11 protein-coding genes and 1 tRNA gene are annotated in these 11440 nt (G+C 68.8%); 6 read left to right on the top strand and 6 right to left on the bottom strand.

What is annotated here, in order from left to right:
• Positions 1–138 precede the first annotated feature (138 nt).
• The gene (locus BJ972_RS08925) at positions 139–1338 is read right to left on the bottom strand and encodes a pyridoxal phosphate-dependent aminotransferase (protein ID WP_129173725.1); all 1200 of its coding nucleotides are present in this window, start codon (positions 1336–1338) and stop codon (positions 139–141) included.
• 69 nt (positions 1339–1407) lie between these two features.
• Positions 1408–2601, bottom strand: coding sequence for a MarP family serine protease (locus tag BJ972_RS08920; RefSeq protein WP_129173727.1), 1194 nt, complete (start codon positions 2599–2601; stop codon positions 1408–1410).
• Between the two features lie 390 nt (positions 2602–2991).
• On the opposite strand from BJ972_RS08920, the gene BJ972_RS08915 reads away from it, so the two are divergent.
• The 5 genes from BJ972_RS08915 (at position 2992) to rplA (ending at position 5805) form a co-directional block, all read left to right on the top strand.
• Positions 2992–3064 (top strand) — tRNA-Trp (locus tag BJ972_RS08915).
• Between the two features lie 37 nt (positions 3065–3101).
• A complete protein-coding gene (secE, locus tag BJ972_RS17250) occupies positions 3102–3377 on the top strand; it encodes a preprotein translocase subunit SecE (protein ID WP_129173729.1) in 276 nt (91 codons plus the stop codon).
• A 60-nt stretch (positions 3378–3437) separates the two neighbouring features.
• Entirely contained in the window at positions 3438–4463 is a 1026-nt protein-coding gene (gene nusG, locus BJ972_RS08905; protein ID WP_129173732.1) for a transcription termination/antitermination protein NusG, read from the top strand.
• A gap of 90 nt (positions 4464–4553) precedes the next feature.
• Positions 4554–4982 carry a 50S ribosomal protein L11 gene (gene rplK / locus BJ972_RS08900; RefSeq protein ID WP_129173734.1) on the top strand — a complete coding sequence of 143 codons (429 nt, stop codon included), beginning with the start codon at positions 4554–4556 and terminating at the stop codon, positions 4980–4982.
• A 133-nt stretch (positions 4983–5115) separates the two neighbouring features.
• Positions 5116–5805 carry a 50S ribosomal protein L1 gene (gene rplA, locus BJ972_RS08895; protein WP_129173736.1) on the top strand — a complete coding sequence of 230 codons (690 nt, stop codon included), beginning with the start codon at positions 5116–5118 and terminating at the stop codon, positions 5803–5805.
• A gap of 84 nt (positions 5806–5889) precedes the next feature.
• Here rplA and BJ972_RS08890 read toward each other — a convergent pair whose 3' ends face one another.
• The 3 genes from BJ972_RS08890 to BJ972_RS08880 are packed head-to-tail and all read right to left on the bottom strand — an operon-like array spanning position 5890 to position 9057.
• Positions 5890–6267 (bottom strand): VOC family protein, encoded by a 378-nt coding sequence (locus tag BJ972_RS08890; RefSeq protein WP_129173738.1) that lies wholly within the window; start codon positions 6265–6267, stop codon positions 5890–5892.
• A gap of 31 nt (positions 6268–6298) precedes the next feature.
• Complete coding sequence (locus tag BJ972_RS08885) at positions 6299–7681, bottom strand: aspartate aminotransferase family protein (RefSeq protein ID WP_129173740.1); 1383 nt, start codon at positions 7679–7681, stop codon at positions 6299–6301.
• A gap of 11 nt (positions 7682–7692) precedes the next feature.
• Complete coding sequence (locus tag BJ972_RS08880; protein WP_129173742.1) at positions 7693–9057, bottom strand: NAD-dependent succinate-semialdehyde dehydrogenase; 1365 nt, start codon at positions 9055–9057, stop codon at positions 7693–7695.
• Between the two features lie 194 nt (positions 9058–9251).
• Here BJ972_RS08880 and BJ972_RS08875 point away from each other — a divergent pair, with 194 nt between their 5' ends.
• Entirely contained in the window at positions 9252–9995 is a 744-nt protein-coding gene (locus BJ972_RS08875) for a Pr6Pr family membrane protein (RefSeq protein WP_164989895.1), read from the top strand.
• Here the strand turns inward: BJ972_RS08875 and BJ972_RS17570 are convergent.
• Positions 9971–11428 (bottom strand): flavin monoamine oxidase family protein, encoded by a 1458-nt coding sequence (locus BJ972_RS17570; RefSeq protein ID WP_129173746.1) that lies wholly within the window; start codon positions 11426–11428, stop codon positions 9971–9973. The genes BJ972_RS08875 and BJ972_RS17570 overlap by 25 nt on opposite strands.
• Between the last annotated feature and the right edge of the window lie 12 nt (positions 11429–11440).

Raw genomic sequence — 11440 nt, 5'->3', positions numbered from 1 at the left:
GTTCTCCGCCCCGCGGGAGTGCCGTTCGCGCGCGCGAGTGCCGCACGGGCGGCACTCCGCCGCGGGAGCGGCACTCCGGCGGGCGGGTGCGTACGTGCGCGCGGGCGCGCCGACGGATGACGCGGGCGCGCGCCGCGCCTACGCGAAGAGTCGCTGCAGGCGCTCGACGCCCTCGAGCAGGGGCTCGTCGGCGAGGGCGTAGCTGAAGCGCAGGTACCCGCTCGGACCGAAGGCCTCACCGGGAACGGCGGCGACCTCGGCCTTCTCGAGGATGAGGTCGGCGAGCTCGAGCGACGTCGTCGGCGTGACGCCCGCCCACTCGCGGCCGAGCAGGCCGCTCACGTCGGGGTACACGTAGAAGGCGCCCTTCGGCGTCGGCACCGTCATCCCCTCGATCGCCGAGAGTCCCTCGACGATCGTCTTCCGGCGGCGGTCGAAGGCGAGACGCATCTCTTCGACGGTGTCTTGCGGGCCCGTGAGAGCCGCGATCGCGGCCCGCTGCGAGATGTTCGAGACGTTCGACGTGAGGTGCGACTGCAGATTCGCCGCGCCCTTGATGGCGTCGGCCGGGCCGACCATCCATCCGACGCGCCAGCCCGTCATGGCGTACGTCTTCGCGACGCCGTTGACGAGGATTGTCTGCTCGGCGAGCTCGGGGACGGCCTCGACGATCGACGTGGCCTTCACTCCGTCGTAGGTGAGGTTCTGGTAGATCTCGTCACTCACGACCCACAGGCCGTGCTCGAGGGCCCAGCGGCCGATCTCGGCGGTCTGCTCAGGCGAGTACACCGAACCGGTCGGGTTCGACGGCGACACGAAGAGCAGCACCTTGGTACGCGGCGTGCGCGCGGCCTCGAGCTGTTCGACCGTGACGAGGTAGTCCTGGTCGGCGCCCGCGAAGACATCCACCTGGCGGCCGCCCGCGAGCTGGATCGCCTCGGGATAGGTCGTCCAGTAGGGGGTCGGCACGAGCACCTCGTCGCCGTCGTCGAGGAGCGTCTGGAACGCCTGGTACACGGCCTGCTTGCCGCCGTTCGTCACGATGACGCGGCTCGGCGAGACCTCGAGGCCTGAGTCGCGGAGCGTCTTCGCGGCGATCGCCTCACGCAGGTCGGGCAGGCCCGCCGCGGGCGTGTAGCGGTGGTTCTTGGGGTCGCGCACGGCCGCGAGGGCCGCCTCGACGATGTGCTCGGGCGTCGCGAAGTTCGGCTCGCCCGCGGCATACGAGATGACCGGTCGACCTTCCGCCTGGAGGGCCTTGGCCTTGGAGTCGACCTTGAGGGTCGCCGACTCGGCGATGGCGTTGATACGGGCGGAGAGACGGTTCGTCGCGGTCACCCCCCTAGCCTAGGGTTCCGGAGCGGTGGATGACAGGAGCGATCCGCCGCGTGGAGGATCGCGCCGCGGTCAGCGGCAGGAACCGGTCGAGACGGTGTCGGAGAGGTCGGGCGCCTGCGCGGCGACGGGCAGCAGCTCGCTCATCGTCATCGCGAACCCGATCTCCTCGCTGTCGCGCGCCCGGGCGAAGACGACGCCGACGACCTCGCCGCTCTGCGAGACGAGCGGACCGCCCGAGTTGCCCGACTGCACGCGCCCCGCGAGCGTGTAGCTCTCACGGTCGTTGGCGCCCGAACCGTCGATCGCATCGATGGGGATGACGCCGACCGAGTCGATCGACGCGGCGTCCGTGCGGAGCGGGCCGCCGAGCGGGTAGCCCTGCACGGCCGCGATGTCGCCTGCGCCGAGCGTCTCGCCGAGGGGCAGGGCTGCCGTGTCGAGGCCCGAGACGGCGAGCACCGCGAGGTCATCGATCGGATCGAAGTACACGACGCGTCCGGTGAGCGGCATGCGACCGGGCAGCTCGACGACGGGCGAGACGACACCGGCGACGACGTGCGCGTTGGTCACGATGCGGTTGTCGGAGATCACGAAGCCGCTGCCCGTGATGCCCGTTCCGCACTGGATCGCGACACCGCTCACGCGAGCGACCGACTGCGACGCTCGGGTGAGCGCGTCGCTCGCGCCGTCGAGGCTGCCGGCCGCCGGCGCCTCGCCCGTCGTGACGGGAAGGCCGAGGGCGTCGAGCACCCAGGGAGCGCCCTCGTCGACCGCGAGCCCGCGCACCGCGAGGGCGGCCTGACGCAGCGGCTCGGGGGTCAGCGCGTCGATGCCGCGCAGCACGCTCGAGTTCGCGAGCGGCTGGGTGATGATGGGGGCGCCGAGCCCCGTGAGGCTCGAGGCGACGACGCCGAGGGCGAGTGCGCCGACGACGACGGTCGCCGCGGCTCCCGCGAGCCCGTCGATGACGCGCAGCTTGATGCGCTTCGCTCCTGTGCGCACGAGCGAGCCGATCGCGGCGCCGAGCGCGTAGCCCGCGCCGAGCAGCACGAGCCCCGCGATCACGACGCCCGGGATGCGCCAGTCGGCCGACGGCAGCACCTGTACGACCCACGGGATCGCGAGATACGCGGCGAATCCGCCGAGCACGAGGCCCGCGATGCCGAAGGCGCTGCGCAGGATGCCCGCGCGGTAACCGCCGACCGCGAGAGCGATGAGCAGCAGCCCCGCGAAGATGTCGACGGCGACACCGCCGCCGTTCATCGGCCGTCTCCGTGCTCCCGCGTCATCCGCCCATCTTCGCCGATCGGCCCGCGCCTTCGCTGAGAGCTCGCCGCACCGTCATCCCCGCTGCCCCATCCCTCGCCCCTGTTCGCAATTCAGGAGTGCAATGGCGTGTCGCGGTGCGTGGAGCGCGAGAACCGGTCTCGACACGATGGTGGACCTGAATTGCGAACAGGGGCAGGTGGCAGGGGTAGTGGCAGGCGAGCCAGTGCGATCTCGGGGCCGCGTTTTACTCTCGCGCCGGGGTCGCATACACTTGCTGAGGTTGCGTAACTCAGCCAAGCTTTTCTGCGCCAATTTTTGGCAGTCCTCCGGGTGAAGAAGAGAGTGGATGACGCGGGCAACTCTTTCGGTAGCGAATGCGTCCGAAGGGCGGTGGCTCAATTGGTAGAGCAGCGGTCTCCAAAACCGCAGGTTGCAGGTTCGAGTCCTGTCCGCCCTGCGAGTCGGCAACAGTCGGCCCATGAAAGGTGTACGAAGTGGCACGAAGAGTAGTCGACGAACCGAGCGAAGACGTCGTCGCCAACGCGAAGAAGGAGCGCGCCGCACGGCGCAACCCGTTCGCGCGCATCGCGCTCTTCATTCGCCAGGTCATCGGAGAACTGAAGAAGGTCGTCACGCCGACCCGCAAGGAGCTCTTCAGCTTCACGGGCGTCGTCCTCGTCTTCGTCGTCATCATGATGGCGATCGTGTGGGGCCTCGACCAGTTCTTCGGGTGGATCGTGCTGTTCGTGTTCGGAACACCGGGAATCTAATCGGGGCGATCCCCCTTCTGCGGCTTCGTCCGCACCGTAATTCGAAAAGGATTGTGAAGAGTGTCTAAGAGCGAGCGCGAAGACGTCGATTGGGCGACCGCTGCAGAGCAGTCGTCGGAGGACGACGAGGCGCAGGAGGGCAACACCCTCGCGCACGACGAAGAGTCCGTCGAACCCGCTGAGCAGAGCGCCCTTCACGTCGTCGACGACGAGGGAAACGACATCGACCTCGACGCCGTCCTCGATGCTCTCGCCGAGGCGCCTGACGCCGAGGCCGACGCGATCGTCGACGACGCACTCGAGATCGACTCCGTCGAAGAGGCTGACGCCGCACTCGAAGCCGTGACCGAAGAAGAAGAGGTCGACGGCGCCGACGACGAGGACGACGATGTCGCTCCCTACGTCGAGTCGATCGAAGAGCTCGAGGCCGACGTCGTCGCCGAGGCCGAGGAAGACGAGGCAGAGGTCGACCCGTACGCCGAGTTCCGCGCCGAGCTCCGCTTCCTCCCCGGCAAGTGGTACGTCATCCACTCGTACGCCGGTTTCGAGCGTCGCGTGAAGGCGAACATCGAGCAGCGTCGTGAGTCGATGGCCATGGCCGACTACATCTTCCAGGTCGAGGTCCCGATGGAAGACGTCGTCGAGATCAAGAACGGCCAGCGCAAGATGGTCACTCGCGTCCGTATCCCCGGTTACGTGCTCGTCCGCATGGACCTGAACGAGGAGAGCTGGTCGGTCATCCGCCACACTCCCGGTGTCACGGGCTTCGTCGGCAACGCGCACAACCCGACCCCCCTCCGCTTCGAAGAGGCCTTCGGAATGCTGAAGAGCCTCGTCGAGATCAAGGAGGTCGCACCCGTCAAGGGCGGCAAGACGACCGGTGGAGCGCAGGCCGCTCGACCGATCCCCGCCGAGATCGACTTCGAGGTCGGCGAGACCATCACCATCAAGGACGGCTCGTTCGCCGGCCTTCCCGGTTCGATCAGCGAGATCAAGCCCGAGAGCGGCAAGCTCACGGTCCTCGTCTCGCTCTTCGAGCGCGAGACCCCCGTCGAGCTCAGCTTCGACCAGGTCACCAAGCTCTAGAGCTTCCCCCGAATCACCGCCTCCCGGATCCGCCGGGGGAGCGGGAGAGTGCTCCGCCCGCGGAGCGTTCGCACAGAAAGAGAGAAAGACATGGCAGCAAAGAAGAAGGTCACAGGTCTGATCAAGCTTCAGATCAAGGCCGGCGCAGCCAACCCCGCGCCGCCCATCGGCCCCGCGCTCGGTCAGCACGGCGTCAACATCATGGAGTTCTGCAAGGCCTACAACGCGGCGACCGAAGCCCAGCGCGGCAACGTCATCCCCGTTGAGATCACCGTCTACGAGGACCGCTCGTTCACCTTCATCCTGAAGACCCCGCCCGCTGCGGAGCTCATCAAGAAGGCCGCCGGCGTCGCCAAGGGTTCGGGTGTCCCGCACACGACCAAGGTCGGCAAGCTGACGAACGCCCAGGTCCGCGAGATCGCCGAAGCGAAGATGGTCGACCTCAACGCGAACGACCTCGACGCAGCGTCGAAGATCATCGCCGGCACCGCTCGCTCGATGGGCATCACGGTCGAGTAATTCGGGTTCCGCGCCGTCGACATCGTCGAGACGCAACCCGCGGATGACGCTCCTCGCGTCATCCGCCCACCAGAACGTATTCGTGGCAGCGCCTGCCAGGCGCAGATGACCACACTCTCTCAAGGAGAAAAACATGGCACAGAAGTCCAAGGCCTACCGCGCCGCGGCCGAGAAGATCGAAGACGGCAAGTTCTACGCACCGAACGACGCAGTCGTTCTCGCGAAGGAGACCGGTTCGGCGAAGTTCGACTCGACCGTCGAGGTCGCGCTCAAGCTCGGCGTCGACCCCCGCAAGGCAGACCAGATGGTGCGCGGCACCGTCATCCTGCCCCACGGAACCGGTAAGACCGCCCGCGTCATCGTGTTCGCGACCGGCCCCGCCGCTGAGGCAGCCATCGCCGCCGGTGCAGACGAGGTCGGCGGCGCCGAGCTCATCGAGAAGGTCGCCGGCGGCTACACCGCCTTCGACTCGGCCGTCTCGACGCCCGAGCTCATGGGCCAGGTCGGTCGTCTCGGTAAGGTCCTCGGCCCGCGTGGCCTCATGCCGAACCCGAAGACCGGAACCGTGACGCCCGACGTCGCGAAGGCCGTCTCCGACATTAAGGGCGGAAAGATCGAGTTCCGCGTCGACAAGCACTCCAACGTGCACTTCGTCGTCGGCAAGGCCTCGTTCTCGGCCGAGCAGCTGGGCGACAACCTCAACGCCGCCCTCGAAGAGGTCGTGCGTCTCAAGCCGTCGAGCTCGAAGGGCCGCTACATCCAGAAGGGCGCCGTCTCGACGACCTTCGGACCGGGCATCCCGCTCGACGTCAACGCGATCTGATCTCGCTGTAGAACACTCGATCTCGCTGTAGATCACAGAAGGCCCGCCGGTTCGCCGGCGGGCCTTCTGCGTACGCGGGCGGGCTTAAGGTGTGTGGCGCGCCTCGTGGCTCACGACGCCGACGGTGTTGCCCTCGCTGTCGCGGAGAAACGCCATGATCTCGTCGGTGTCGGTCGGTCCGATCGCGTCGGAGTCGTGGCTGAAGACGACGTGCGGTTCGCCGAGGATCTCGATGCCGTCGGCTCGAGCCCGTTCGATGAAGGCGCGCGCATCGTCGACCTGCAGGTAGAACAGCGATCGCGGCGCGTTCGGGTCGAGGAGGAGCCGCGAGATGCCGACGTTGAAGAACACGAGACCGGGCGGATCGAAGACGGCCGCGGCGCGTTCGCCGAGCAGCCGTTCGTAGAAGAGCCGGGCCCTCTCGAGGTCGGCCGCGTAGAGGGCCACCTGCATGATCTCCATCGATACCTCCTGCGTTCGGGGGTGCTCAGGCTCAGCGGAGGGCGGCGGCCTCGGTCAGCACCGAGCGGAGGATGCCGCCGATCTCGGCGAACTCCGCGGGGCCGATCGTGAGCGGGGGAGCGAGCTGCACGACGGGGTCGCCGCGGTCGTCGGCGCGGCAGTAGAGCCCGGCCTCGTAGAGCGCCTTCGAGAGGAAGCCGCGCAGCAGCCGCTCGGACTCGTCGGCGTCGAAGGTCTCGCGGGTGTCCTTGTCCTTCACGAGCTCGATGCCGAAGAAGTAGCCGTCACCGCGCACGTCGCCGACGATGGGGATGTCGAGGAGCTTCTCGAGCTCGGCTCGGAAGGCGGGCGAGTTCTCGCGCACGTGCTCGTTGAGGCCCTCCTCCTCGAAGATGTCGAGGTTCTCGAGAGCGACGGCGGCGCCGACGGGGTGACCGGCGAACGTGTACCCGTGGGGGAACGACGTGTGACCGTGTCGGAACGGCTCGTAGATCGCATCGCTCACGATCGTCGCGCCCATGGGCACGTAGCCCGACGTCATGCCCTTGGCGCACGTGATCATGTCAGGGCGATACCCGTAGGTGTCGGCGGCGAACATGTTGCCGATGCGGCCGAACGCGCAGATGACCTCGTCGGAGACGAGCAGCACGTCGTGCTTGTCGCAGATCTCGCGCACCCGCTGGAAGTAGCCGGGCGGCGGCGGGAAGCAGCCGCCCGAGTTCTGCACGGGCTCGAGGAACACGGCGGCGACGGTCTCGGGGCCCTCGAGGAGGATCATCTCCTCGATGCGGTTCGCGGCCCAGAGCCCGAAGGCATCGATGTCGTCGGCGGGGGCGCCGACCTCTGCCGCTCGGTAGAAGTTGGTGTTCGGCACGCGGAAGCCGCCGGGCGTGACGGGCTCGAACATCTCCTTCATCGCCGGGATTCCCGTGATCGCCAGGGCGCCCTGGGGCGTGCCGTGGTACGCGACGGCCCGCGAGATGACCTTGTGCTTGGTCGGGCGCCCGACGAGCTTCCAGTAGTGCTTTGCGAGCTTGAACGCCGTCTCGACCGATTCACCGCCGCCCGACGAGAAGAACACGTGGTTGAGGTCGGCGGGCGCGTAGTTCGCGAGGCGCTCGGCGAGTTCGATCGCTGCAGGGTGGGCGTACGACCAGATGGGGAAGAACGCGAGCTCCGAGGCCTGCTTCGCGGCGGCCTCGGCGAGCCGGCGTCGACCGTGACCCGCGTTGACGACGAACAGTCCCGACAGGCCGTCGATGTACTTCCGGCCCTGGGCGTCCCAGATGTGATGGCCCTCGCCCTTGACGATGATCGGAATGCCGTTCTCCATCGTCGACTGCCGGGCGAACTGCATCCAGAGGTGATCGCGCGCCTTCTGCTCGAGAGCGGCGACGTCGTACTCGCGGGTCATGGTCTCGCCCCTCAGCCGATGCGAATGAGCTTCTTGTTGACGAACTCGTCGGCGCCGAGGCGACCCATCTCGCGGCCGGTGCCTGAGCGCTTGACACCGCCGAACGGCAGTTCGGCACCGTCGGCGAGCACGAGGTTCACGAACACCATGCCCGCCTCGATGCGGTCGGCGACACGCTCCGCCTGGGCGGCATCCGTCGTGAAGAGGTAGGAGCCGAGGCCGAAGGGGGTGTCGTTCGCGAGGGCGATCGCCGCGTCCTCGCCGCTCACGCGGTGGACGGTCGCGATGGGGCCGAAGAACTCCTCGTGGTACGCGTCGTTGCCGGGGGCGACGTCGGTCAGCACGCCCGGCGAGACGAAGTTGCCCGACCGCTGACCGCCGACGAGTGTGGCGCCCTGGGCGACGGCCCGCGACAGCTGGTCTTCGATGCGGTCGGCCGCGGCCGTCGACGAGAGCGGGCCGAGTTCGGCGCCGTCGGATGTCGGATCGACCGCTTCGACGGCGGTGAGGGCCGCGGTGAACTTCTCGAGGAACGCGTCGTAGAGGTCATCGGCGACGATGAAGCGCTTGGCGGCGTTGCACGACTGGCCGTTGTTGTCGAGGCGAGCGGCGACGGCCGATTCGACGGTCGCGTCGAGGTCGTCGGTCGAGAGCAGCACGAAGGGGTCGGAACCGCCGAGCTCGAGCACGACCTTCTTGAGGTGACGGCCGGCGATCTCGGCGACGGCGGCACCGGCGCGCTCGGAGCCCGTGAGCGAGACACCCTGTACGCGCGGGTCGGCGATGACGGTCGCGATCTGGTCGTTCGTCGCGTAGACGTTGACGTAGGCGCCCTCGGGGAAGCCCGCGTCGCGGAAGATCGTTTCGATCGCCGCGGCCGACTCGGGGCACTGCGGCGCGTGCTTGAGGATGATCGTGTTGCCGATGACGATGTTCGGGCCGGCGAAGCGCGCGACCTGGTAGTACGGGAAGTTCCACGGCATGATGCCGAGCAGCACGCCGAGCGACGAGCGGCGGATGACGGCGCTGCCGTCTCCGGCGAGTAGCCGGATGGGCTCGTCCTCCAGGAACGACGCCCCGTTGTCGGCGTAGTAGCCGTAGATGTCGGCGGCGAAGTCGACCTCGCCGAGCGCCTGCTCGCGGGTCTTGCCCATCTCGCGCACGATGATGTCGGCGAGCTCCTCGCGACGTTCGGTGTGCAGCTCGGCGACGCGCGCGACGAGCGCTGCACGCTCGGCGACCGTCGTGTCGCGCGACCACCCGTCGTGGGTGTTCGACGCCGACGCGATGGCACTCTCGAGCTCTGCGTCGGTGATGGTCGGATACGTCTCGACCGTCTCACCGGTTGCCGGGTTGACCACTGCATAGTCGCTCATGAGGCTCCTTCTCCACGCTGTCAGGCGGCCCGTCGTGCACGGCGATGTCGACCGGCTCACGTCAGGCCAGCCTAGAGGTCGGCGGGCGCGAGGTGAATCGCCCTCGTGGAGATCGATGCCCGAGCGTCGTACGACGTGTACATCGCGACGGCCCGGGTGCCGACCGATCCGCCGACGCGCAGTAGCGTTGAAGGATGGCGGCCGGCGTGACTCACCGTGAGCGCACGGCGCGCCGCATTCTGGGAGCCTTCCGCCTGCTGATCGCGGCGGTCGAACTGACCGCCCTCGTCGGCAACTACGAGTACGTGCAGGGCTTCCGTCTCTTCGCCACGGCGAACTTCTTCGGCTACTTCACCGTGCAGTCGGCGATGATCGCCGTCGTCGTGCTCGTCTTCGCGGGAGTGCTCGCGCTCACTCGCGATCGCGACCCCGCGTGGCTCGGCACGCTCCGCACGATGGTCACGGTCTACGTGCTCGTCTCGGGCGTCGTCTTCGCCGTCATCGTCGTGCAGGCGTCGACCATCTCGTACCGCGTCGACGTGCCGTGGTCCGACGTGCTGCTGCACTTCGTGGTGCCGGGCCTCGCGCTCGTCGCGTGGGTCGCCGACAGCGTCATCGGCGTGAATCCGCGGGTGTCGTGGGCGACCTCGTGGTGGGTGCTCATCTTCCCGAGCATCTGGCTCGTCGGTACCCTCTGGCGCGGTGCCGAGGTCGGCTGGTACCCGTACTTCTTCCTCGACGAGACGCAGGTGGGCGGCTACCTCGGCGTGACGCTCTACTGCGCGATCGTGCTCGTCATCTTCCTCGCGATCACGACCGCGCTCGTCGCGCTCAACCGCAGGCTCGTGACGCTCGCCGAGCGTCGTCGCAGCACGCGGGCGGAACGGGCGGATGACGCGGAGGAGCGGTCGGCTCAGCTCGAGTCGGTCGGCGCGTAGCCCTCGAGACCCGGCAGGATCTCGGCCAGGAAGGCGTCGTCGTCGAGCCCCGCGAGTCGTTCGGCCGAGCCGTCGGCGAACACGGCGAGGAGGATCGGATCGTTCGTCGGCCGACCGATGTCGACCCACGCCGCGACCGCGCTCGTTCCGCCGACCTGCGTCAGGACCGTCGGAGGCTCCGACGCGTCGCCGCGCCAGAACGCCTCGTCGAAGCGCAGCCACGCGACATCCACCGCCCCCGCGCCGAGCACGGAGATCGCTCGGCGCTGTCGCGGAGGCAGCTGCGGCTCGAAGGTGATCGTGTCGCTCTTCAGCACACCGAGGGGGGCCGTGACGATGACGCGGTCGACGGCGAGCGACTCGCCCGACTCGAAGCGGAGGCTCGCGCGGTCGTCAGTGCGCGTGATCTGCCGCACGGGTGAGGCCAGCACGACCTCGAGGTCGGCCGCGAGCGCGTCGATGTAGTCGGCGAGACGGCCGGTGACGAGCCGGACGGCGGGGGTGGGCGGCGCGACGTAGCGCGTGGCCGAGAGGCGATTGGGCGCCGCCCCGGTCATCGGCTCGACGCTCGAGCGCAGCGCGTACGTGAGCCACGCGGCGGGGCTCACGCCCGTCTCGTCGGGTTCGGTCGAGAGCTCTCTCGCTCCCGATCGGTCGAGGGCGACCGACAGCGACGTGTCGAAGGAGCGTGCGCGGGCCCAGTCGCCGGCCGTGGCGATGGCCGCCGCGCCGACGGGGTCGATCGGCAGCGCCTGACCGTCGCTCGTGCGCGACTCGACGAGCCAGTCGAAATCGCGCGTCGCGACGCCCGCGTCGCCGAGTTCGGCGAGGAGGTCCTCGGCGTTCGCATCGACGAACGAGGGGCCGAGCTCGATGATCGCGTCGTCGTCCTCGACCGACTCGATGCGGCCGCCGAGCCTGTTGCGGGCCTCGACGACGAAGACCTCGTGACCGCGCTCGCGCAGGAGGCGCGCCGCGGTGAGCCCCGCGATCCCGGCTCCGACGACGGCGATGCGTTCGCCGAGCACCGCGATCTCGTCGATCTGCAGGGCGACGCGTCGACCGCTGTCGAAGGCGCCGTGAAGAGTGCCGGGGGCGTCGACCGAGGTGGCCTCGCCCGCGAAGAACAGTCGGTCGTCGATCGGTTCGGTGAGCGACTCGCGGATGGCGTCCGTCGTTCCCACGCCGTCGAAGCTCAGGGCGCCGCGCGCGAACTGATCGGCGGTCCAGTTCGAGCGCACGAACGCCGCCGGAGCGGGCACACGGCTCGTCGAGGTCGGCACGGGCGTGGGTGTCGGCGTGGGGGTGGGCGTCGGCGAGGGTGCGGGGGGCGTCGGTGTGCAGCCGGCGAGGGAGAGGGCGGCTATTCCGCCCAGCGCGCCGAGGAGGAAGGAACGTCGATCCATCCCGCCGGGGGTGGCCCTGGCAGTCATGCTCTTCAGGCT

This window comes from Agromyces atrinae, assembly GCF_013407835.1.
Lineage (GTDB): Bacteria > Actinomycetota > Actinomycetes > Actinomycetales > Microbacteriaceae > Agromyces > Agromyces atrinae.
Note: the sequence above shows the minus strand (reverse complement) of the source record. Positions and strands in the feature narration are given on the sequence as shown.

Bases quoted from the DNA above. Each gene is read 5' to 3' on its own strand.
- BJ972_RS08920 (WP_129173727.1), bottom strand. From the start codon at position 2,601: ATGAACGGCGGCGGTGTCGCCGTCGACATCTTCGCGGGGCTGCTGCTC.
- rplK (WP_129173734.1), top strand. From the start codon at position 4,554: ATGGCAGCAAAGAAGAAGGTCACAGGTCTGATCAAGCTTCAGATCAAG.
- rplA (WP_129173736.1), top strand. From the start codon at position 5,116: ATGGCACAGAAGTCCAAGGCCTACCGCGCCGCGGCCGAGAAGATCGAA.
- BJ972_RS08890 (WP_129173738.1), bottom strand. From the start codon at position 6,267: ATGGAGATCATGCAGGTGGCCCTCTACGCGGCCGACCTCGAGAGGGCC.
- BJ972_RS08885 (WP_129173740.1), bottom strand. From the start codon at position 7,681: ATGACCCGCGAGTACGACGTCGCCGCTCTCGAGCAGAAGGCGCGCGAT.
- BJ972_RS08880 (WP_129173742.1), bottom strand. From the start codon at position 9,057: ATGAGCGACTATGCAGTGGTCAACCCGGCAACCGGTGAGACGGTCGAG.
- BJ972_RS08875 (WP_164989895.1), top strand. From the start codon at position 9,252: ATGGCGGCCGGCGTGACTCACCGTGAGCGCACGGCGCGCCGCATTCTG.
- BJ972_RS17570 (WP_129173746.1), bottom strand. From the start codon at position 11,428: ATGACTGCCAGGGCCACCCCCGGCGGGATGGATCGACGTTCCTTCCTC.